The following is a 24,644-nucleotide window of genomic DNA, read 5'->3' on the forward strand; positions in this document are numbered from 1 at the left end:
ATTGCGCCCCTACAGGGTTTCTGGCCTCCGCCCGCGCGGTGAGCTATTCGCCTCAACGATGCCGCGGCCGACACTACTGACGCCACCGCTACTGGACGAGGAACGGGACCTTGTCGCTGACGGCCTTAGGGTCGTCGCGCAGGCTGAGCTGAGCGCTGTAGGTGCCCGCATCGACCTTGGGCAGATCGGCGTCGTCCACGCAATGATCAACGGTGCGATTGGCGTTCCACGTCAGGGTGTCCACGCGCTTGTCGCCGTGCGACATGAGCAGCATCACCGGATCGGCGGGACACGCCTTCGAGGTCCAGACGGTGTCGTTGCCGGAGGTGATGGTCAGGATCCGAGAGGCATTCGACGCATCGATGAGGCAACTCGACGTGCCTTCGTATCGTATGGTCATGGCGAACGGCATCGATCCGCCGACACCCACCGATTGGCTCCCCGTCGCGAGCTCGAGTTTCACGTCCTTGGCGGTGCAGTCCGGCACCCCCGTGCCCTTGCTTTTCGCGGAAGACGGAACCGGATTGCGCGACATCGCCGTGAGGTCATCGTGCCGTATGACGTCGGAGATCGCCCCGGCTCCTCGGGCGAGGCTGTAGATGCAGAATACGACGAGGGCGACGGCCAGTACCAAGGCCGTACCGACGATGATCCGTCGACGACGATAGATGCGTTGACGCCGGGGATCGACACGCCTACCGCGCGCATCAACGCGCCGTCCCGACGAGCCGCCACCGCGTGGGCTGTGGGGCGCCGACCGCAAACCGGAATCAAAACCGGAGCCGGAAACCGAACCGCCGCGACGTTGCGGTGCTCGGACAGCACGCGGCCGCGTTCCAGTGCCCTGCGGGCGTGAAGTACGAGGTCTGACCATGCTTACGAGTCTAAACGCTCCATCGACCGTGCGCGCCATGGCTCGGTATGACTCCACGATGGCACAGCATGCTCGTGGCCACGCGCGCCATGCCGATGACCTTACCGCGAGACCGATTCCACATACCGTCCACGCGCTGCTGCACAGGCGGGAAGTCTACCGCGGCAGTCTCAGCGAACCATCCGGCATGATCTCGATAAGCCCGTCCTCGTCGAGCGAAGCAATACACGCGTCGAGCTGCACGTGGTCGCCCCATAGCGCCTCAACCCGATCTCGCGGCAAGGTCGGGACCGGCACAGTCGCCGGTTGGACCTCCGGCGCAGTGGCCGGTTGCACCCCCGTAGCAGTCACCGGTTGCGTCCCCGCGGCGGCCCCATCGACTCCCCCGTTGACCGAAATGCCGCGCAACGCCTCGAGGATCTTGCCGCGCACCTGTCGATTGGTGCCTTGGAAACGCTGCCGGGGACGGGTGCGCCGCTCCCCCAGACCAGGCCGTCCGGCAGCGAGGAACCGGCAGCGCGGCGCCAGCGGGCAGCTGTCGCACAACGGTGCCTTCGCCGTGCATACCAGAGCGCCCAATTCCATGACGGCCTGGTTCCACGTCGCGCTGTCGGGGGCCTTCGAAGGCAGAACGCGCTCGGCCAGATCACGTTCCTCACGGTTCGCACTGCCGCCCAGCGACTCCTTGCCGAGGAGGACGCGGGACAGCGCACGGCGGATATTGGTGTCGATGACGGGAATACGCTGTCCCCGCGCGAAGCTCAGCACCGCCGAGGCCGTGTAATCGCCGACGCCGGGCAGCGCCACAAGTTCGTCGTACGTCGCGGGTAACGCATCGTGGTATCTCCCGGCCACCACCTTCGCGCACTCCTGCAGTCGCAGGGCCCGACGGGGATAGCCGAGCCGACCCCATGCGGTGAGTACCTCGGCGGTGCTGGCGGATGCGAGCGCGGCCGCATCCGGCCATGTCCCCATCCAGGACAGCCAATACGGCACGACGCGGCTCATCTGCGTCTGCTGGCTCATGACTTCGGAGACGAGCACGCCCCATGGCGTGGTGCGTCCGAAGCGCCACGGCAGATCTCGGGCATTCGCATCCCACCACGCGAACAAGGCGGTGCGAATCGCGGTCAGGGAATTGAGAGAAGTCGAATCGTCGGTTTCCGGAACATCGGTTTCCGGGACATCGGCATCCGGGACATCGGCATCCGAGACATCAACACCCGGCACATCGGTCGCGCGGAAGGTCACTGGTCGTTTTGGCACGGCTCCATTGTGCACGGGCGACCATACACCCGTGGCGAACGAGTGGTCCCCTGTCCCTATGCGGGGTATGGCCCCGCGCGGGCACGTGGCCATGAGTTGAAAGCGATCCCCTGTCCCTATGCGGGGTATGGCCCACCCTAAGCTCGTGCACTGGCACTTTGCAGTTCTATACACGATTGGTGATGATATGAGCGAGATCTCCCACGACGACGCACCGCACAACAAGGCGTCGACGGATCCGACGGCACACGTCGACGCAATGTATGAATACGGATATCGCAAATCGAACTACGGCCCCGACGAACTGGTGACCGATGCCCACGGCAATCCCATCAGCGTGGTCGACGCGATGATGAGCGCCGAGGAAGCCAGCGTCGCCCGGACCGTCACGCCGCATCTGTGCTACTACTCGCCGCGTATCCCGGGCAATACGGGATCCGCCATACGACTGTGCGCGGTCACCGGCACGATCCTGCACCTGGTCGAACCCCTCGGATTCAACCTGCACGATACGAAGTTGCGCCGCGCCGGTCTGGACTACCACGATATGGCCCACGTCGTGCTGCACCCGAACTTCGACAATCTGGTCGAATCCATGCCGAATTCACGCATCATCGCATTCACGGCCCACGCCACGAAGCTCTACACCGAGGTCGACTACAAGCCGACGGATATTCTCCTCTTCGGCCCCGAACCGGGCGACATTCCCGATCCGATGGACATCATGGGCGGCCCCCACGTCGCCGAACAGGTCCGCCTGCCGATGCGGCCCAGCCTACGCTCGCTCAACCTCACCAACTGTGCCTCCATCGCCATCTACGAGGCATGGCGCCAATTGCAGTTCAAGGGCGGAAAGTAAGAAGTACAAGAAGTATACGAAGTACAAAGTCACGCTGCGCAACCGACTGACATCGGGAAGGCAGGGGTTCTCGTCGGCGCCGGGTCGATGCACTCCGCCTGTCTCAGGTTTCCGCCGACGACAGATCGATGCACTCCGCCTGTCCCAAGTTTCCGTCGGCAACAGATTGCAGTCCCGGCCGGTTACACGACGCCGTCCAAGTCGACGGTTCGTTGTTCAACGCCATGCTTCCCCGGCACGAGTCGACGGTTGAACGACCAAGATCGACGATTCCGCGACAAAGGTCGTCGATACACCCACGTAAGTCGACGATACAGAACCAATAATGGGCGATAGCCGGCCAAGGGTCGTCGATATACCGCCAAGGATCGAAGATATAGCCACACAAGTCGACGATATAAGACCAAGGAAACGCGATAGCCCGCCACTCATCGTAGATTCGTCGCCAAGGGTCGTCGATATAGCCACACAAGTCGAAGGTTCGCTGCCACAAGTCGACGATTTGCTGACACAAGTCGAAGGTTGGATTATCTCAACGGCCATATTCCGCCATCGTGAAAACGTAACACCCGACTTGCCTATGAGACATCTCTCATCTGTCTCACGTACGATTCACACTCGTTTCACATCGTGGACCATGGAATCGCGCCAGATTATCAGTACGATGCCAGATCACCAGCACGACATCGGCGAGAGCTTCCAAGAGCAGCGCACGATCCCCATCGGACCGGCTCGCGATGGAAGGGAACACTACAATCCCTGCTGACGATTACACCAACACCAGAGTTACACCATCGGGGGGCAATGGCTTCGATCCCCATGACGTCCATGAGTGTTCCCCATCGGATCATTGGACTGTATGGTTAGCATTGAGGGACCGCGGGGAACCCCATACCACGGCAATACCGTCACACGATGTACACGTAAAACACGCGCCCTCTTACACCGGTTGCGCTCTTGTTGCCCGCACGGTGACGAGGGTGAATGCCACGGTCACTACCAGAAAAACAAGCGACCAGATGAAGTACACGGATACACTACTCACCATCCGTTGAACATCAAGCATGATTCCCGCAGCGTCACCACCAGCAGCGTCGCGTAACGTCCCATTGAGCCTGTATAGCCCATTGCCCACGCCAACCAATGTGGCAATGAACGCCCCGAATGACAGCAAGGTGCACACCAGCAACAACCTCTTATAGTTCAACAATTCCACCACCCCGTTCCTTGGCGCAATCCTTGTCGCCTACATGCTTGTCACCACCATTGGTGTCGCCTACATCCTTGTCACCACCATTGGTGTGGGTAACGCTTATGACGTTGTTCTCCGCGATTAAGCTCAGTACCTACGATGCCCAACCGCTGTATCCCCTACCGACTTCCGCACGTCGTTATGTTGCAGAACTTTAACACTCGTATTCGTCATTCTCATGTGAACGAAATGCTATGCCAACTAGCTCCGCTATATGGATATGGACCATACGGCCATTCCAATGGATCCACGCAAACTGCATCCCATCCGACCTTTGCCTCAATGCGCACCATCCTCACGCACTGTGATGCGGCAAGTCCCTGGCATGCTCCCAAGAGGGTGGCAGCGCAGCAACCTCACCCGGAGCTTTCCTAATACCCCTAGAGCCAGCAACCCCTCAGTTCTTGAAACTGTGGATGGGCGCGGGGATGCGTCCGCCACGGGTCACGAACGCCGAGCAGTCGGTGCGATTGACCGGAATGATGGGGGCATACCCCATGAGTCCGCCGAAGTTGGCCATCTCCCCCACCGTCTTGCCGTAGACGGGGATGAGCCGTACTGCGGTGGTCTTCTGGTTGATCATGCCGATGGCCGCCTCGTCGGCCATAATGCCGGAGATGGTCGAGGCCTCGGTATCACCGGGGATGGCGATCATATCGAGCCCGACCGAGCACACGCAGGTCATCGCCTCGAGCTTTTCGATGCTCAGGCACCCGGAGGTCGCCGCATCGATCATGTTCTTGTCTTCGGACACCGGGATGAACGCCCCGGACAGCCCGCCGACATAGGACGACGCCATGATGCCGCCCTTCTTCACCTGGTCGTTGAGCATGGCGAGCGCCGCCGTGGTGCCGGGTGCGCCGACCTGCCCGATGCCGATCTTCTCCAGCACCTCACCCACGGAATCGCCGACCGCCGGGGTGGGCGCCAGCGACAGGTCGATGATGCCGAAGGGTACCCCGAGTCGCCGCGAGGCCTCCTGGGCCACGAGCTGGCCGACTCGCGTGATCTTGAAGGCGGTGCGTTTGATGGTCTCGCACAGGAACTCGAAGTCCTTGCCTGTGGCGGCGTCGAGCGCGCGGGAGACCACGCCGGGGCCGGAGACGCCCACATTGATGACGGCGTCGCCTTCGGTCACGCCGTGGAATCCGCCGGCCATGAAGGGGTTGTCGTCCGGCGCGTTGCAGAACGCCACGAATTTCACGCAGCCGTAGCTGTCGGTGTCGCGGGTCCGGTAGGAGATGTCCTTGACGATGTGACCGAGCAACTCGACCGCGTCCATGTCGATGCCGGTTTTGGTCGAGCCGACGTTCACGGACGAGCAGACGATATCGGTCTGCGACAGGGCCTGCGGCAGTGAACGAATAAGCAGCTCGTCGGCCTTCGTCATGGATTTTGAGACCAGGGCGCTGTACCCGCCGATCAAGTCAACCCCGACCTGCTGTGCCGCCTTGTCGAGCGCGTGGGCGATGGCGACGAAATCCTCGCTGGTGCGGCACACGCTGCCGCCGACCAACGATATAGGCGTGACGGTGATGCGCTTGTTCACGATCGGGATGCCGTAGTCGCGTTCGATGGCCTTACCGGTCGAGACGAGGTCCCTGGCACAGGTGGTGATCTTGTCGTAGATGCGCGCGCAGGTGCCGTCGACGTCGCCCGCCACGCAGTCCAGGAGCGAGATGCCCATGGTGATGGTGCGCACGTCGAGCTTCTCCTGCTCGATCATCTGATTGGTCTCGTGGACCTCCATGATATTCAACATTGCCAACCTCCCGAGGTCGAATCAGACGCGGTGCATTTTCGTGAAGATCTCCTCGCGCTGGCAGCGAATGCGCACGCCGATCCCCTCGCCGATGGCGTCAAGGTCGTTCACGATGTCGCCGAATTCACGGTCGGCATCAGCGTAGTCGACGATCATCATCATGTTGAAGAAGCCGTCGATGATGGTCTGTGAGATATCGAGGACATTGACGTGATGGTTTGACAGATACGTGCACACGCGGGCGATGATACCCACCGTATCCCGTCCGACGACGGTGATGATTGCCTTGTTCATGTGGGGCTCCTTCGAAGATGGACATCCGTCGCCACGGCCCGGTCGCCCACCGGTGTCACACGATGGCCGACACCTGAAGAGCGGGCCGCCCGGCATCGTGTCCCAGTATAAGGAAAGCACCGGCCAATCAACGACCGGTGCTCATCCATCCGGTGCGCGCCCATATGAACAGCCGTATCAGCGACCGCACCGACACGACTAGCAGTCGCGCAGCAGAATCTCCTCGATGGCCGACGTCAGCGCCTCGGGCATGCGGTAATGATGCTCGCCGTGGTTGTCACGTGAGGTGTACTCCAGCGTGTCCAGAGTGTGCAGCGCCTTGACTCCGCGGGTGCGCAGCAGTCCGTAGGCCTCCTCCTTGATGGTGTAGGCCATCTGCGCGTCCTTGAGCAGAGCGTAGATGTCGTGCTCCACCGGGTTCTCGGCGAGCTTGAGCCCGTCGGGGAAGCCAAGCACCAGATCCTCGGCGACGGAGGTCGCGGGAAGATCGACGGTCAGGCTGAGCGTCTCTGCGTCATACGTGGTCTCGCATGGCGTGCCGCCGAGCGTCACGGCCGTGTCGGCGACACCACGGAAAGTGACCTGCCAGGAGCGGCGTGCCGGCACGACGGTCGCATCGCCCGAAACCGCGCCGATGCGCAGACTCGGCTGGTCCCATGTGAAATCAATGGTCGTATCGGCCGTATGCATGGCCGCAAGATCACCGTTATCGCGGAAGCGCCCGTCGTCCTCGCGCATGGTGAATTGCCCGTCGGCCCCGGGGAAGACGAGCAGGCGCATCGCCTCGGGGTTGGCCACGGCGTTGCTGCGGTCATCCGACTGCATCGGGACGATGCCGCCCGCCTTGGCGAAGACGGGGACCTCGTCGATGGTCCTCCACGCATGGAATTGCACGCCGGATTCGTCGGCGACCTGATAACGCCGGCCGGTGAACAGATCGAACCACTGGCCCTGTGGCAGCCAGACCTTCGCCTTGCCCCGCATCGCGGCGTCGTCCATGGGATCCGTGATCGGCGCGACGATCATTTCAGAGCCGAAATAGTATTCGTTCGGCACGCCGTATGATTCGCCGTGATCGGAGTGCTGCCAGTACATTGGCTCGATGAGCTCCAAACCCTCGGCGGCGTTGCGCCAGTTCATGGTGTACAGATACGGTACAAGCGCCTGGCGCAACCGCAGGATCTTGGTCATGGCAGAACGCACGGGTTCGTGGAAGTTCCACGGTTCCTTGCCATTGAACAGCGAGTTGGTCGAGTGCAAGCGGTTGATGGGGCTGAATGTCCCGAGCTGATACCACCGGGCCTCAAGCTCCTCGTCTCGTATGCCCATCATGTGTCCGCCGATGTCGTGGCTCCACCAGCCGTAGCCGATATTGGAGGCGGTTGCGGTGAAATAGGGCTGGAACCGCAGCGAATCCCAACTCACGACGGTGTCGCCGGAGAAGCCGATGGGATACCGGTGCGACCCCGGTCCGGCGTACCTCGAGAAGGTGAGCGGCCACCGGCCGTCACGCGCCGAGTCGAGATAATGCAGGTGGTTGAGCATCCACAGCGGATCGAGACCGACCTGTTTGGTCAATCCACCCTGCTGCCAATCGATCCACCAGAAGTCGACGCCCTCATCCTCCAGGTCGTGGTGCATGTCGAAGTACGCATCGACGAACTTGGGGTCGGTCAGATCGAATTCGATCGTCTCGCCCTTCACGGCGTCGACGCCCATGCTCGCCGCCATCTTGGGATAGGCCTCCTCGAAGGCCCGGACTCCGTCGCGCGGGTGGATGTTGAGAGTGACCTTCATGCCGCGTTCATGCAAATCACGCAGGAACGCCTTGGGGTCGGGGAACAGATCGCGGTTCCACGTGTATCCGGTCCAGCCGCCGCCGATCGCACGGTCGACGTCCGTGATGTGCCAATCCATGTCGATGACCGCCGTCGTGAACGGCACGCCCTCAGCGTGGAACCGGTCCATAAGGGCCGTGTATTCATCGGCCGAGTAGGGATAATAGCGGCTCCACCAGTTACCCAGGGCGAACCGAGGCAGCAGCGGCGTCGCGCCGGTCAGACGGTAGAAGTCCTGGACGGCTTGGCGATAGCGATGACCGTAGCCGAAGAAGTACAGATCGATGCCGTGCTGTGCGCGTGGTGCGATACCGATTCCCTGGAGGCCTTGCATGGCTTGAGGATAGGCCGGGTCATCGGGCATCACGAGGATGTTCGTCGCCGAATCGTCGATGATCGACCACCCGTCTGGGGAATTCAGGCCGACGCCGATCTCCGTGGAGCCATCGACCCCATCCAGCGTGCGCGCCGTACCGCCGAGATTGGCATGCTGGTTGTCGCCGAAATGCCAGGTGCTGCAGAAGCCATCCATGCCCTTGGGTGTGATCTGCAGGCCCTCTTTGGTGAAAGGCTTGCGGTCGTAAGTCAGCCGCACGTCGGGGGTGTCGATGACGAGCAGACCATCCTGCTCGTACTGACGCATATGGATGTCGGCGGCGGGTTCGAAGTCGCGGTCGACGACCATCTGGGTGCAGTGGTCCTCGAAGACCCCGGAATCGGACCATTCGACGCGGATCAGGGAGTCGGTGAGCACCGTGAAACGCCAGTGGTCGCCCTGGACCACCGACTCCTGCCGTGCGACCGGTCGGGCGTTACGCGGCATGGACTTGCGTGGGCTGGTGGTAAGGGATAGTTCGCTCATTGATGATGTTCTTTCATGGTGGTGGGGTGGACGACGGTACATGTCGATGTGGGAGTCGGCGACAGCGACGTCTTCTCTTCTTAGTGTACCGGCTATGGACAAGAGAGTCGCAGACACTGCAGTGGCCGAAAACCGGGATTCCACATGGTGCGGAATCCCGGTTTTTGGTCGTTGCTCCTTATTGAAGCATCAGCCCTTCACGGCGCCGATCATCACGCCCTTGTTGAAGTACTTCTGCAGGAACGGATAGATAACAAGCAACGGAAGAGTCGATACGATGATGATGCCGAACTTGATCTGATCAGCGAAGTTCTGCGCCTGCAATGCACTCATACTCGCTGTATTGTCACCATTCGTGGCCTGATTAGCCAGTAGAATCATCTGCAGAATGTTCTGCAACGGCTGCTGATCTTGATCACGGATATAGATCAAACCAGTAAAGTAATCATTCCAATGGCCGACAAAGCAGTACAAACCAATAACGGCGATGATTGCGCTAGACAACGGCAACACAATCTTGAAGAAGAAACCAAAGTATGAGACACCATCAACGCGTGCCGAATCACGAAGCTCTTCTGGAATCGAGGATTCAAAGAACGAACGCGCGATAATCATGTTATAGACACCGAAAGCACCGGGCAACACGAATACCCACATGCTATTGAGCAGACCAAGCTGCTTCATCAGCAAGTAGCTCGGAATCAGTCCGCCACCGAAGAACATGGTAAAGGTGAACAGGAACATGATGATGCGACGAGGCTTGAATTCTCTACGAGACAGGGCATATGCGGATGGAATTGTGACAATCAGATTGACCGCGGTACCGACGACGGTATACAAAATCGTGTTGCGATAACCTGTCCAAATACGGCTGTCGGTGAGAATCTTCTGGAAACCAGTAAATTCTATGCCTTGCGGCCAGAACAGAACCTTGCCCGTCGCAACTGCTGTCGGGTCAGAGAACGATGCAATAATGATGAACCATAACGGATAAACAACAACTACTACGATGAGTACGATAATAAGCGCGATAACGACATCAACAATCCAATCAGAAACATTTTTTTTGCTGCCTGACGTGTTTATTGAACGGAATATTATCCCCTGCTATTGTTGCAGCAACAACTGCCGATCCACCGGGCATACCGTGATGCGATAATGACATTTTCTCGCCTTTCCTAGAAGATGCTCGTGTTACTGGCGCGCTTGGCTATAGCATTGGCTACCACCAAGAACACAAAATTGACAATGGCATTGAATAAACCGATAGCCGTCGAATATGAAAACTCGTTATCAAGAATACCAATCCGATAAGTGTAGGTCGCTATAACTTCGGAGGCACCGATATTCAGCGTGTTTTGCATCAACCAGATCTTCTCAAAACCGACACCGAGAACAGATCCCATATTCAAGATGAGCAAAACACCAACGGTCGGCATAATGGTCGGGATATCCACATAGCGAATCAACTGAAGACGCCCTGCTCCATCAATTCGTGCTGCCTCATACAATGCCAGATCAACTGATGACAACGCAGCCAAATAGATGATGCAGTTCCATCCGGCATGCTGCCATACTTCGGAAATCCAGTAAATAGGTGTAAATGCATTCGCATCGCCCATCAAACTCGTTTTACCGAAGAAACGTCCAAGCAGCCCAGTCCCTGGGGATAGGAAAATCTGCAGAATGGAAACCATGACAACTGTGGAAATAAAATGAGGCATGTATGTAATTGTCTGCACAAAGCCCTTGATCTTGGAACTACCGATCTGGTTAATCAGCAAAGCCAAAACAATTGGAGCGATAAAGCCCATCACCAAAGTCCACATACTTATGCGGAAGGTGTTCACGATAATCTCAACAAACAACGGGTCGTTGAAGAACTTCTGGAAATACATCCATCCCACAAACTTGCCACCGGTCAAGCCCTTGGTAAAGTCAAAATCCTTGAACGCCAATTGCACACCATACATGGGGACGTAGGCGAACAAGACGACAAAGAAAATAGAGGGCAGAACAAACACCCACAATTGCCAGTAAAGCCGAAAATGTTCAACTAGTTTTGCGAAGATAGAAGGACGCCGTTCTCCGATGTTTTCCCCCACCGTGGTTACGGAGCCACTGTTAGTTGCATCCATGAGTTTCCTCTCCATTCCTAAATCTGATAAACAAATGCCGTCCAGGGGGAAAGCTCTCCCTTGGCAATGCTGCTGGCAAGGGCATCGCTGTCCTCGTTGGCAATCAGTACCTTCGAACCTTCAATTCCGCTGGCCAGCATAAGACTGGTCTCCACCGGCAGCGGTACGGTTCTCGAAGATACATTGACCACGGCTAACACACGTTGGCTATCAATTGACCGAGTGAAAGCATAGACAAACTCATCTTCAACATCGACTGCCTCGAATTCTCCAGCGGCCACAATGTCATTTGTATGGCGAAGCTGAATCAGCCGTCGGTAGAACGAGAACACGGAATCGGGGTCGTTCGACTCGGCTTCGACGTTGATCTCCGCTTTGTTGGGGTTTACCGCCAGCCATGGTTCCGCGGACGCATCCGGACGCATGAATCCGGCATACCGGTTGGAGTCCCATTGCATGGGCGTACGCGAATTGTCGCGGCTGACTTGGGCGAGCGAGTCCATCATCGATGCTGCGTCCTGCACATGGGCCTCATCCACGCGCTGATGATAGGCATTGATCGATTCCAGATCCTGGTACTGATCCAGCCGGGTGAAGCCGGCGTTCGTCATGCCGATCTCCTCTCCCTCATAGACATACGGTGTTCCCTTATGCATATGAAGCAGCAGTCCCAATGCCTTGGCCGACTTGATGCGAAGCTGTGGCGTCGAGGTGTCTCCCCAACGCGAGAGAGAACGTGGCTGGTCATGATTGTTGAAGTACAGGCTGGCCCAGCCCTTGTCCTTCACGGCATCCTGCTGCTCGATCATCGCCCGCTTCAAATCGGGCAGATGCAACGGCACCATATTCCACTTCGCACCACGCTGGTCGACACCCATATGGTCGAATAGGAACAGCATGTCAAGTTCCTTATTGGCCGGATCGGTTACCGCCTCGTTGCGCAGCGTTGAAATCCCTTGCCCCTCGCCAACGGTAAGGTACCCCTCGCGTCCTTCGAATACTTCGTGACGCATTTCCTTGAGGAATTCGTCAAGACGTGGGCCGTCCATGCTGAACGGCCACGGACTGGAATACCCCTCTTCGCCGACAGGTTCGTCTTCGATTTCGCTGCCGGTCTCACCGGGCAGACGGCCCGCACCGTCGATACGTTTGGAAATCAGGGTGATGACATCCATACGGAATCCGTCGACACCACGATCAAGCCACCAGTTCATCATGTCATAGACCGCATGCCGGACCGCAGGATTCTCCCAATTGAGATCAGGCTGTTTCTTGGAAAACGTGTGCAGATAGTACTCACCGCGCTGATCGTCGAATTCCCAAGCGGATCCACCAAACGAACCGCCCCAGTTATTGGGTTCGGCACCCTGGGACCCGGGTTCGTGACCCGCTCGTGCAGGCCTCCACCAATACCAATCGGCATATGAGGAATTCTTATCGCGCGAAGCTTGGAACCAAGCATGCTCGTCGGAAGTGTGGTTGACCACCAAATCCATCACGATTTTGATGCCCAGCTCGTGGGCTTTTGCCAGCAACACATCCATATCGCCCAACGTACCGAACAGAGGATCGATGTCGCGGTAATCGGAGATGTCGTAGCCGTTGTCATCCTGCGGCGAACGATATACCGGGCTGAGCCAGATGGCGTCGATACCGAGATCAGCCAAATATCCTAAGCGTGATGTAATACCCTTCAAATCCCCATATCCGTCACCGTTGCCGTCCTGGAAGGAACGCGGATAAATCTGGTAGACGACCGCGTTGGCCCACCACGGGTTCGGGGTAGCTCCGTTTGTGTGGATGGTATCGGGCACCTGATGCCGTTGCCTGGTAGTCATGATCCTCTTCAATCTGGGTTGCGCATCTCATGCGCCAATCTCACTAGTCACTACATGAATACGGGGAACGGTTACTTGGTTCACCGCTCCCCGCGTTCAATCATCTACTGAACACCGTTGCTGACCGAATCAGTTCTGGTCATTCAGATTGACACCGATCAGATGCATGTTCTTCTGGAAGGCATCGTAGACTTGCTGCTGAATCTTGATGTTGTCATCAAGCTTGTTCTTCTTCAGATAGGACACGTAGGTATCCCAATCCTTGTCAACGCCACCCTTCGTAACCCATGTAGCGAACTTGCTCATGGCATACTGGGTGATACCGGTGTTGTTGGAATTCATAGTGTTCGTCTGTTCTTCGGTCATTGGCATATTCGCATACAGAACATCCTTGTTGAAGTTGACGTTCTTGTAATCATTGTCATACACCTTGTCAACTCCCTTGACCTCACTCTGGGCAGCCGGGAGCTCAAGCTTCATGTCATCGCTGATCCAACCGGGAGCGCCATCAGAGAGTGACTGATAGAACTGCCAATCGGAGACGTTCTGGCCAGCAGGAGCATCAAGAACCTTGTAATCATTCACTGCATTCTTCTTAACGGCAGAGCCGAAGGCACCGTAACGGGCCTGGATAGACATGTCCGGAGCGTAGAAAGCGTCGACGAGCTTCAATGCGGCTTCCTTGTTCTTAACGGCGGACGACACGACGATCGTATCCGCCTTATAAGCCAATTCATCTCCGTTATAGGCCCAAACGGGGGTCTCAGACTGTCCATCGGAGGCCTTTAGCGACGGAATCGTCACATATTGGTCAGCAATCTTTGTGCCAAAGATATCCGAGGGCGTCCACATCCAAGTGAAACCAACAGTTGCAGTAGTGCCGTTCCCCTTCGCTGTGCCGGTGTACTTGGACCAGTCGTGCGTGAACGCCTCAGAGGAAATCACGCCGTCAGACCACAGCTGGTGCATATACGTGATGAGGTCCTTATAGCGAGAATCGGTAAGGTAGTTCTTGATCTTGCCATCTTGAGCGTACATGCCCAACGCGCCATTCGGAACAACGATACCTTGGCTGGCGAGCAAGACATTCGGAGAGAACAAACCGAAACCACCGGTGCTCGGGGAGTTGAAGTCCATCGGGACCTCATCGGCCTTGCCGTTCCCATTCGGATCCTGCGTCTTGAACGCTTTCAAATCCGTCTCAAGCTCAGCCCAAGTCGTCGGGACTTTGAGACCAAGCTTGTCCAGCCATTGCTTATTGATGAACATATGATTGCTGGTACGAGCCGTCGTCGGGCGATCAACAGTCGGGGCGCCCTGAATCTTGCCGTTGGTACCAGTCGAAATCACCTTGGAATACGGCTCGGCTTTGAACATCTTCGAGAGATTAGGCATGTTCTTCAGTTCCGGCTTCAAATCTAGGAACAAACTGCCGTACTGGCCCATGTCACCGGCACCATAACCACCAATGGTGACATCTGCCACCTCACCAGCGGCAAGAGCCGCCTTCTTTTGCTGATCCCATGATGAGCCGGCAACTTCCTGCCACTTGATGGTGCAACCGCAATCCTTCTGCAGATCTTTGGTCCACGCCATCTTTTCCATCTTCTCTGCACGGGCATCTTTAGTAACCGCAACAGTCACCACAGGCTTGCCGTTCTCGGTGGCACCGGACGATCCACTTCCACATCCGGCCAAGGTCACGAGCGACGCGCACGCCAAGGCCCCGACCTTCCAAACCACACTTTTCTTCATCATGTGAAATCTCCTCTTTGATCTTCCTCGCAACGTCGTAGTCGCAAGGGGCCGACCATCTCACTTCGGCAAAAGAGAGTGTATCGCAGATGATTTCGTTTCGCAAATTTGCAAAATAATTCCAGAATCGTCTCGGTTCGCGCCTACACTTTTTTGTACAGGGAATACAACGACGAACTTTTGAAACAGACGGAACAGGACACCATGGCTACGAAACTTGCGGATATCGCCCAAAAGGCAGGGGTGAGTCAAGCCACCATATCGCGCGTGATCAACGGCAAACCCGGCGTGTCGCAAGACACGAGAAAGACGGTACTCGACACCCTTTCTTCCATGGGCATGTCCAAAAAGAGTCTGCATCGCAGTGAAACACGCCTTATCGCATTAATCACACCTGATCTATCCAACCCGATTTTCCCCGAATTCATTACTGAATTCGTCACGCTGCTTGCCCAGCACGAATTGCTCACCGTCGTCTGTACCTATACGCCCTCAGGCGCATCGGAATCGAAATTCCTCACCATGCTGCAAAATCAGCCTATCGGCGCGGCGATCTTCCTCGCTGGCATCTACGACACTCGCGACGCAAATCTCTCGATCTATCGCTCCCTTTCTGAGCGCAACATCCCCTGTGCCTTCCTCAACGGCGGCGCGCGTGACATGAACGGGCTCTACGCCAGTACGGATGATCAAGCGGCCATGACCATGGCGCTTCGTCATCTCACCGATCTGGGGCATACCAAAATAGGCCTGCTGCTGGGCGACAGAAACCACTACCCCACCGTGAGCAAATACGATGCCGCACAGCGATTCTTCGCCGACCAGGGACTCAAGCACGAAAGTTCGCTGACGCAGTGGACCAAATACGGCTTGGAATCCGGACGGATGGCGGCGCGCACGCTGTTGGAACACGGCGCAACGGCCATCGCCTGCGCCAGTGACCAATTGGCGCTCGGAGCCATACGCGCCGCAAGATCCATGGGGCTGTCGGTCCCCGACGACATATCGGTGACCGGATACGATGACTCCCTTGAAATGAGCACGATCTCACCGTCACTCACCACCGTGCGCCAACCAGTGGGCAAAATCAGCCAGTCGGTAGTCAACGGCATCGTGGCGATGATGAACAACCACCAAATCGCCGAACGGCGGGATACCTTGTATTTCGAACCGGAACTCATCGTGCGCGAATCGACGGGGCGTTGCGCGCCTCGGGCTTGACCATCAACAGTCGCCGTGAACATCGCATAGCAGCTTCACCGCACATAATATCAAGGGCTGACACCGAGGCACGGAAGCGTTTCGTATAGCTCGTACGTCAGCCTGCCGAGACCTCCGTTACACCGTCAGACGCGCCACGAGCGTCCATCGCGTGATTGCCGTGGCAGACGTGTCGATGGACACGTGGTGAAAACTACCAGTCTCCGTTCTGGAATAATTGTGTATCTATACAGCAAATTTGCAATTTCCTTTCATTTGGATACACTCGGAGACAGCCCAAATGGCACATTCCCCACGGGCTGAATTCCCATCAACGATGATACGGAGGTATCCCATATGCAATCACAGCATAGTAATGCATTGCACAACGGTCACGGATCGCACGCCCATGCGATCCGTTGGCTCGCCGGAGGCATAGCGGCGGCGATGTTGTTCGCACCCGTCCTTCCCGCCGCAGCTGACACCGGCGCCGCGGACATTGCACAGCCCACCGCATCCCAGTCAACCACTGCACGGCAGAGCGCAGAGCGGCGCAGCACGGCAACGCCGCATGTGGCCAATACGCTCTCCCTGCGTACTTGGTGGCATGACAATGCCACGAAGGATGCCACAGGCCCGATATCCGACGGCACCGTGCGTCAGTCGCCGTTCTACAGCACGATGGTGGCTTCCTCGAATGATCCCGACACCTACTACGATTCATTCACCTATATCAGCGTCCCCCGCAGCGGAAACGGCACACCCGGCTACGCCACAGATGAACAGGACGGCGCGGAATTCGCCTCCAACGCCAAGATGACGATGTCCTGGTCAAGCTTCGAATACTCTCAGGACGCCCAGGTCGACGTCAGCCTGGACAGCGGTCAGCGGATCACCAACGCGGATCAGGTGACGATCAGGCCGACCACCGACAACTTCAAGAAGGAACTGGTCAACGACCACACCGTGCGCATCACGGTTCCCTACAGCACCGCCGGCTACCGTTTCTCCGTCGAATTCGACCCGCAGCTGACCACGGTGTACAACGACAACTCCGGCATCTCCGGGGTACTGACCACCAGCAACGCGAACGGCGCCAGTGAGGTGGAAACCGAGCCACAGAACTCAATGCTCATCTTCGCCCAGCCGATCCTCAACGCGCAGCAGAGCGCACAACAGGTACCGGATACCAGCGCAAGCAACGTCTACAGCCCTCGACCGGGAGCTTTGGGACAGGATCTGCTCGACAAGCTGCCCAGTACGGTCGACACGTTGTATTTCGCTCCAGGGACCTACTACATGGGCAGCAAGTATCGCGCACAGCTGGCCAACGTCCGTTGGGTCTACCTGGCGCCCGGCGCCTATGTCAAGGGAGCTTTCAAATTCCTCTCAACCGCGCAGACCGATTTCAGAGTCACCGGCTACGGCGTACTCTCCGGCGAACAGTACGTCTATGAGGCCGACACCAACAACGACTACAACCACCTTTCCGGCAACAGCCAATGCTGGAGCTCCTGCGTAAAGATGCTGCAGTTCCAATCGCCGCAATCCGGCCCCGGACAGAATCTGCTGCTCAACGGCGTCACCGTGGCCAACCCTCCGTACCACACCTTCGTGATGTACGGCAACGAGCAAGGCGACTTCAAGATGACGGTCAACAACTATCAGCAGGTCGGCGGATGGTACTGGCAGACCGACGGGCTCGAACTGTACAAGGGCAGCACGATGCGCAATTCCTTCCTGCACTCCAATGACGATGTCGTCAAGCTCTATCACCCGGACGTCACCGTGGACAACAACGTAGTCTGGAAGAACGAAAACGGACCGGTATTCCAATGGGGATGGTCGCCACGCACCATCTCGAACGTGCGGGTGAGCAACACCGACGTCATCCACAACCGCATGTATTGGAAGGATACGAAAACCAACACCTGCGTCATCAACGCGGCGTCGTCGTATCTAGACGGTTCATCCACGTCCACGGGAGACACCACGCAGAGCATCGACGGACTGACGATATCGAACACCAACGTCGAGGGCATGGTCAACTGCGCCATTCGCATCTACAGCATGCAGAACACCAAAAACGTCACCATCGACGGACTGCATATCGGCGCATGGAACAAGGTCGATCCAGCCGGGCAATCCAATCTGTTCAAGGCCTTCACCGATGGCCAAGGCAACCGCGTCACCATCGGCAACCAGACAAAGGACCATGCGGGCCTGCTGCTGCACAACTACACGGTCGGCGGGGAGACAATCCTCAAGGCCGGCGACAACTGGGCGTCGGACGAACTGGGACGGCTGGATTTCGACGCCGACCTGTATGACCACTGGGACGCCACGGGCGACGGCGCAGCGACGGGAACGGCACCGAGACTCACAGTCGACGGATTGAAGGACGGCGACACCGTCTCGTCACGCACGGTGGGCATTCGCGGCACGAGTGATGCGCACGCAGTCAGCGTGACGGTCAACGGCACCGGCGTGCCCGCCACGCTCAAGGACAGCACATTCGCGGCTTCCCTGCATCTCACCGGGGTCTCGAACCGTGTTCGGGTCGTTGCCACCGGCTCCAACGGCGTACTGAACGTTAAGCGATACACCGTTTACGCCTACGGCACCCAAGTCGGGTCACTGACAGACCCGACCGGTGACGACAACGGTCCCGGAAGCTACAAGTACCCCTCAAACGGCGCTTTCAGCAAAGGCAGCTTCGATCTGACCAAGTTCGGCGTATTCGAGGACGGGGACACCGTGCGCTTCGTCACCACGGTCGCCGGCTTCATCAACAACCCTTGGGGTGGCAATGGCATGAGCACGCAGAGACTCAATATCTACCTGAGGGATCAGGATGCACGGTCCAATGCCACGCCCACCGCGTTGATGCCAGGCACCAACACCTTCGCCGACGGAGCATGGACCAAGGCGATAGTGGTCGATGGCCGATCCTATGACGGCGGATACAACAGCGGCATCTACGATCCGACATCGAAGCCCTCCGACGCCAAGCCGGTGACGCTTAACGTGCTCAACGGCACCACTATCGTCACCTCTGTACCAGCCTCGGATCTGGGCGATATCGATCTGAAGAAGGCCGGCTATGAGGTCTCCATGTACAGTTCATCGGAAAGCGGAGAGGGTGTGGGCAACGTCCGCCCCGTCTACCAGGGCGAATGCCCGGATGACACCCCGACCAAGGACTGCCCGGTAGCCATGGACTTCCGCTTCGTCGGCGGTCTGGGCGACCAGACGAGTGACACGCCTTTCGACAGCGTGACCACGGACACCAACGCCATCGACGCCTTCACCGGCAAGGACAGCCAGGCCGAATTGCTCAGCCTGCAGCACGACAAAGCCGTCCTCCCGTTCCTGAACCTCGACCCCGTTCAACAGGGCGGAGACGATCACAACTCGACCGACAACGGGAACAATTCCGGCTCCCCCAGTGGGACGAACGGGTCCAAGAACGACACCCATGACAACACCACCAATGCCCCGTCACAAGGTTCGCAGACGAAAGGCTCCGCACGAGCCGACGCCACGACGACCGGAGCCCGCACGTTGGCCAACACCGGAGCCACAAGCCTCGTGGTCATGGCCTTCGCCATGCTGCTTGTCGGGTTGGGCGCCGCGGGCATCCGCATGCGAATGAATCACCGGAGGCAGTCATGACAACCAACATGATGACGTCATAGTGTTGTTTCGTCACCACACGTAGACGAACGGCCCCGTTCCCGGTTCCATTGCGGACCGAGGGCGGGGTCGTTCGCATATCAGTGCCGTTCGCATATCGGGGCCCTTCGCTTATCAGTGGCGTTGTGTATAGTCGAAAGCTGGTCCGGGATGACGTAGAACAATCTCGGCATCGCCAGATTGTTTATTTCGGGATACACGATTGATGAGCGCCACCGAGCGCCGAACGTATGAATCGCGAGTCTCCACGGCATATCTTCATGCGATTCACCACGACCCGCCATCGGACGGGCCGCACATACGCGTTCTCACAGTATCCTGAAAGGTACGAATGTCTCACTCTTCGACGACACCCACCACACAGACACCCAACATTCATGACGACAGCCAGGTCGCCGAGGATCCGCACGATTCCTCGATCACCTTCGCGCAACTCGGCGTCCCCGACACCCTCGTCCGGGCCCTGGGCAAGGACGAGAAGGTCACGGCCTTCCCCATCCAGGCCGAAACCATCCCCGATTCCCTCAAAGGCCGCGACATCCTCGGCCGCGGCGCCACCGGTTCGGGCAAGACGCTGGCCTATGCGGTGCCGCTGATTTCGCGCATCCGCCCGAAGTCGGCGCCCAACCGCCCCCACGGCTTGGTCCTCGCCCCGACGCGCGAACTCGCCAACCAGATCAACGACGTGCTGCTTCCGCTCGCCCGCAGCTGCGGCCTGCACACGACCACCGTCTACGGCGGCGTGCGCCAGAGCCGGCAGACCAACGATCTGCGCCGCGGCGTCGATATCGTGGTCGCCTGCCCCGGACGGCTCAAGGATCTCATCAATCAGGGCCGCGTCAGCCTCGAGGACATCGAAGTGACGGTGCTCGACGAGGCGGACGAGATGGCCGACATGGGCTTCCTGCCCGACGTCACCGAACTGCTCGACTTGACGCCGAAGGACGGCCAGCGCCTGCTGTTCTCCGCGACGCTCGACCACGGCGTCGACACCGTGGTGCGCCGCTTCCTCAACGACCCCAAGATCCACGAGATCGATTCGGCAACCGCCCAGGTCTCCACCATGACCCAGCACGTGTTCCAGGTCACCTCCGCGCAGAAGCCCAAGATCGTCGAGGCGCTGGCTTCCGGCAGCGGCAAGCGCATCCTGTTCACGAAGACCAAGATCCAGGCCGAGGAACTGGCCGATTCGCTGATCCAACAGGGCATCCCCGCGGCTCAGCTCCACGGCAACCTCTCGCAGGCGCAGCGGGACCGCAATCTGCGTGCCTTCAGCTCCGACGAGGTCCATGTAATGGTGGCCACCGATGTGGCGGCCCGGGGCATGGACATCAGTGGCGTGGAACTCGTCGCGCAGATCGATCCGCCGCAGGACCCCAAGTCGTTCCTGCATCGTTCCGGTCGCACCGCCCGGGCCGGCCAGAGCGGCGACGTGGTGACGCTCGTCCTGCCCAAGCAGAAGCGTCGCACCCTGCAAATGCTGCACCGTGCGGGCATCAACGGCCACGCCGTGCGCGTCGATGAGGAATCCGAGCAGTTGCAGGATCTGATCGGCGAACCGGCACCCACAGTCGAAGGATGGTCACTCGAGGACTTCACCGCCCGGCACCGCAACCACCGTCGTAACGACCGTCGCGACCGCGGCGAGAATCGTCGTGACGGCGGCCACCGTCGCCGTCGCTTCGACGATCGCGACGGCGGCAACCGCAACCGCCCCTCGCGTTCCCATGGTACCGGCGAACGTCGCGGCGGCGGATACGGTCGCAACACGGATCGCGAGGAGCGGGCCGACGATTGGTCGAAACCCTTCGACGGCCGCAGCGATCGCGCCAAGTCGCGCGACGAACGCCATCACCGCGCGCACCGCGATTTCGCGGGTTCCGCGAAAGGCGGCTACGGCTCGCACCGCAACGGCAATGACTCCGGTCGCGACCACAGCTCGTCACGCTATAGCCGGGATTAAGTCAAGAACGGCCCCCAATGGGGCCTTGGACCGCTTTCTGGTCTATTCCATGGCCATTGTCTGCCTGCCGTAAGCACGTTGTACGACGCATGAACCCGTTTCGGTCCATGCGTCGGCGGTTCGACCACCCCCTTCGGAACCCCCATATTTCACTTTGTGTAGTCAATGGCGAGGAGATCGCCGTTGCTCAGCCCGTCGCAATGTTGCGGATCCGCGGTATATAGCCCTTCCTGGTTTCCCGCTTTTCGCGGCTACTTGAAAAACACTACACAAAGTGAATGGTCCACCCAATCCGGCTCAACTTCATAGGCGAATGGGGTCCAATCCACCGAGACTGCGCCGGCATGGGGCGCGGGCAGGCCAACCAGCCGGTCCTCGTCGGTATTCCCGACATCACGAACGCGTCTAGCACCGACAGAACGCATTGCTCCGGTCAGCGGTAGACGCGTTCGTGGCGTTCAAGCCGCACCAGACGATGCGGGGCGTGTGGGTCGCCCTGTTCCAGCACCTGAGTGGACCCATCCGTGACCAGGGAACGGCTGAATATCGTTTCATAACCCTCGAGCGACAGCCGTTGGCGCCCCTCCAACAGAACGCGATCGCCCTCGGCATCAAGCACCGAGCGGAATCCAGGTTGCAGGACGCCGAAGAAGAGCTCCGCGACCGCGCCCGAGCCATAGCTGAACAGTCCGATGCGGTTCCCCTCACCCAAGGTGGGGTCATTCGCGAGCAGCGAGATGAGACTGAGGTAGAGCGACCCCGTGTAGATGTTGCCCACGTCGCGTCCGTACACGATGGCGGCCTCGAACCGTCTCGTCAGCCGAGCATAGACATCGGGATCGAGCTGCGTCTCGAGGCTGCGCAGCCCCTTGCGTCCCATTTTCGTGAACGGGATATGGAACAGCAGCGCCGCCAGTCCCTCCTCACGCGTGAGTCCTCGGCCCTTCGATGCATGCCAGATGTCATCGACCATACGCAGGTACACCTGCTCCGAATACTTGCCTTTGGCCATCGCCTCCGTCGCGTAGTTCGGCCGCCAGAAGTCGCCGACGCTCATGCTGCGGCAGACCGACTCGGGCTCGAGCCGCATCAACCGGGGGCTCCGGGCCACCAGCATGGCGACCGCACCGGCCCCCTGCGTCACCTCGCCCCCACTGCGCAAGCCGTACCGCGCGATGTCCGCGGCGATCACCAGCGCGGTCCTGCCGGGATGCACCCGGACGTAGTCCGCCGCAATCTGCAGACCGGCCGTACCGCCGTAACACGCCTCCTTGATCTCGATGGCCCGCATATCATGGCCGAGACCCAGGATCTCCTGGACGAACAGGGCCGACGCCTTCGACTGATCGATTCCGCTCTCCGTGGCCATGATAAGCAGGCCGATGCGTCGGGTATCGACACCGTCCAGCAACCGCTGAGCGGCGTTGGCGCCCATGGCGACGATATCCTGATCGAGGGTGGGCACCGCCATGCGGCGCTGACCGATGCCGGTGCGGTACTTGTCCGGGTCGACGTCCCGGGCCCGGGCCAAATCATCGAGATCCAGGAAATGGTTCGGGGTGTACCAGGCCATGCGGTCGATGCCGACGGGGACCTGTGCCCCGGTCTCGTTCATGACGTCCATGCCGTTGTCCGAATCGCCACCCATACTCTTGCGCCTTTCACTCAATCATTTCCCGGCCATCGGCCGTATGTACGCGTCCCGCCGAAGCCTCGCCCTTCGACGCGTGCTCGGCTCGTATCGCGTCAAGCGACACCCGCGCGCGCTCCAGGCTCGCACGTGACGGGTCGGCCTGCAGTCGTCGCGTCAGGACCTCGAGTTCCCGACCCTGCGCGCCCGTCGTCATGGCCAGACTGCGCAGCTGCAGATGCATGTGCCCGGCCTGGATGCCCTGGGTCACCAACGCCCGCATCGCGGACAGGTTCGACGCCAGCCCCACGCTCGCGATGATGCCCATGAGCTCATCGGCCCCCGGATGACCCAGCATCGTCATGGCCAGCCGCGCGACCGGCAGCGTCGACACCGCTCCCCCGACCACGCCTATCGGCATGGGCATGTCGATCGAACCGCACAGCCCGCCATCGGCCACCCTCCAACTCGTCCAGGTGCGCTGTTCGGCGTCGAGGTCGGCATAGGCCGCCGCGACGACGTTCCTCACGTCGTTGCCGGCGGCGAGCGCGGCGGCCACGATGCCGTTCATCACGCCTTTGTTGTGCGTGGCGGCGCGCAGGTCCGACTGTTCCGCGAACCGTGCCGCGGCCGCGATGCGTGAGGCGACCTCGTCGCCCGGCATGGTGGACGTGGCGAGGTCCGCAGCGGCGATCCTCGCCTCCACGTGGACGCGCTGGTCGTCGGCCTTGTTCGAGAGGATGGCCATGAGCAGATCGAATCCGGCAAGTCGCGCCGACAGATAGGCGGCGACCGCTTCGGCGATGGTGTTGACCGTATTGGCCCCCATCGCCTCGCCGGTGGCGATGAGCAGGTCGAATTCGACGAATTCGCCGGTGCGCCGCACCTCGATGCCGCACAGACCGCCGCCATGGGACCGCAACGTCGGATGGGCGCGATCGGCGACATCCCCGATCTCCCGCCGGTGCGCCGCGAGGAACGATGCCAGACCACGCTTCCCCGAACGACCCCCCGAACGATTGCCCGAAGCATCGCCACCGACACCATCACCCTGTCGGAATACGATCTGGGCGACGATGCCCCGACGCGACGCGCGCGTATGGAAACCGCCGCTGCGCGCCACACGCTGTGCCGCATTGCCCGCGGCCGCGATCACCGAAGGCTCCTCGGTGGCCATGGGCACACGCAGGGCGCGCCCGTCGATGAGGAAGTGCTCCGCCAGACCCAGCGGCACAGGGAAGGCGCCGATGTGGTTCTCGATGAGATGCGAGCCGATATCCTCGGGCAGCGCCCTGGACGGGGCCAGCGTCGCCCGGTCCCGTTCATCGATGAGGCCCTCGTCGACGAGCATCTGCAACCGCCGAGACGTGTCGAGTTCATAGAATTTCACCGCTGGCATCCCTTCCGTCCCATGCCA

Annotated in this window: 15 protein-coding genes and 1 pseudogene; 4 read left to right on the forward strand and 12 right to left on the reverse strand. The window is 59.5% G+C overall.

The annotated features are described in order from the left end of the window. Window positions 1-88: 88 nt before the first annotated feature. The gene (locus tag BMON_RS01660) at window positions 89-634 is read right to left on the reverse strand and encodes a hypothetical protein (protein WP_237745283.1); all 546 of its coding nucleotides are present in this window, start codon (window positions 632-634) and stop codon (window positions 89-91) included. A 396-nt stretch (window positions 635-1,030) separates the two neighbouring features. Then, window positions 1,031-2,008 carry an HhH-GPD family protein gene (locus BMON_RS01665; RefSeq protein WP_033512466.1) on the reverse strand — a complete coding sequence of 326 codons (978 nt, stop codon included), beginning with the start codon at window positions 2,006-2,008 and terminating at the stop codon, window positions 1,031-1,033. 391 nt (window positions 2,009-2,399) lie between these two features. Between BMON_RS01665 and BMON_RS01670 the strand changes: the two genes are divergently transcribed. Further along, window positions 2,400-2,999, forward strand: coding sequence for a tRNA (cytidine(34)-2'-O)-methyltransferase (locus tag BMON_RS01670; protein WP_123644467.1), 600 nt, complete (start codon window positions 2,400-2,402; stop codon window positions 2,997-2,999). Between the two features lie 940 nt (window positions 3,000-3,939). Here BMON_RS01670 and BMON_RS01675 read toward each other — a convergent pair. From BMON_RS01675 to BMON_RS01710, 8 genes and pseudogenes are all read right to left on the reverse strand, one after another. Next, entirely contained in the window at window positions 3,940-4,215 is a 276-nt protein-coding gene (locus tag BMON_RS01675) for a hypothetical protein (RefSeq protein WP_152595748.1), read from the reverse strand. 433 nt (window positions 4,216-4,648) lie between these two features. Beyond that, window positions 4,649-6,013, reverse strand: coding sequence for a PFL family protein (locus tag BMON_RS01680; protein WP_033512353.1), 1,365 nt, complete (start codon window positions 6,011-6,013; stop codon window positions 4,649-4,651). 21 nt (window positions 6,014-6,034) lie between these two features. Then, a complete protein-coding gene (locus tag BMON_RS01685; protein ID WP_033512352.1) occupies window positions 6,035-6,307 on the reverse strand; it encodes an ACT domain-containing protein in 273 nt (90 codons plus the stop codon). 198 nt (window positions 6,308-6,505) lie between these two features. Next, a complete protein-coding gene (locus tag BMON_RS01690; protein WP_081882760.1) occupies window positions 6,506-9,007 on the reverse strand; it encodes a glycoside hydrolase family 31 protein in 2,502 nt (833 codons plus the stop codon). A 189-nt stretch (window positions 9,008-9,196) separates the two neighbouring features. After that, window positions 9,197-10,151, reverse strand: a pseudogene (locus tag BMON_RS01695) (carbohydrate ABC transporter permease). A gap of 34 nt (window positions 10,152-10,185) precedes the next feature. Continuing rightward, window positions 10,186-11,160 (reverse strand): ABC transporter permease, encoded by a 975-nt coding sequence (locus BMON_RS01700; protein ID WP_081882762.1) that lies wholly within the window; start codon window positions 11,158-11,160, stop codon window positions 10,186-10,188. A 2-nt stretch (window positions 11,161-11,162) separates the two neighbouring features. Continuing rightward, window positions 11,163-12,983, reverse strand: coding sequence for an alpha-glucosidase (locus BMON_RS01705; protein WP_033512349.1), 1,821 nt, complete (start codon window positions 12,981-12,983; stop codon window positions 11,163-11,165). Between the two features lie 129 nt (window positions 12,984-13,112). After that, a complete protein-coding gene (locus BMON_RS01710) occupies window positions 13,113-14,741 on the reverse strand; it encodes a type 2 periplasmic-binding domain-containing protein (protein ID WP_033512348.1) in 1,629 nt (542 codons plus the stop codon). 105 nt (window positions 14,742-14,846) lie between these two features. Between BMON_RS01710 and BMON_RS01715 the strand changes: the two genes are divergently transcribed. The 3 genes from BMON_RS01715 (at window position 14,847) to BMON_RS01725 (ending at window position 21,597) form a co-directional block, all read left to right on the forward strand. Further along, window positions 14,847-15,959: a LacI family DNA-binding transcriptional regulator gene (locus BMON_RS01715; RefSeq protein ID WP_237745284.1), complete on the forward strand. Its 1,113-nt coding sequence runs from the start codon at window positions 14,847-14,849 to the stop codon at window positions 15,957-15,959. Window positions 15,960-16,295: 336 nt separating this feature from the next. Beyond that, window positions 16,296-19,613: a glucodextranase DOMON-like domain-containing protein gene (locus tag BMON_RS09835; protein WP_152595747.1), complete on the forward strand. Its 3,318-nt coding sequence runs from the start codon at window positions 16,296-16,298 to the stop codon at window positions 19,611-19,613. Between the two features lie 352 nt (window positions 19,614-19,965). Next, window positions 19,966-21,597, forward strand: a complete 1,632-nt coding sequence (locus BMON_RS01725) for a DEAD/DEAH box helicase (protein WP_051917754.1) — start codon at window positions 19,966-19,968, stop codon at window positions 21,595-21,597. Window positions 21,598-22,030: 433 nt separating this feature from the next. On the opposite strand, the gene BMON_RS01730 is transcribed toward BMON_RS01725, so the two are convergent. Beyond that, a complete protein-coding gene (locus BMON_RS01730; RefSeq protein ID WP_202805432.1) occupies window positions 22,031-23,245 on the reverse strand; it encodes a hydroxymethylglutaryl-CoA synthase in 1,215 nt (404 codons plus the stop codon). Window positions 23,246-23,258: 13 nt separating this feature from the next. Then, window positions 23,259-24,617 carry a 3-hydroxy-3-methylglutaryl-CoA reductase gene (locus tag BMON_RS01735; protein WP_161786317.1) on the reverse strand — a complete coding sequence of 453 codons (1,359 nt, stop codon included), beginning with the start codon at window positions 24,615-24,617 and terminating at the stop codon, window positions 23,259-23,261. Between the last annotated feature and the right edge of the window lie 27 nt (window positions 24,618-24,644).

The organism is Bifidobacterium mongoliense DSM 21395 (assembly GCF_000741285.1).
Taxonomy (GTDB): domain Bacteria; phylum Actinomycetota; class Actinomycetes; order Actinomycetales; family Bifidobacteriaceae; genus Bifidobacterium; species Bifidobacterium mongoliense.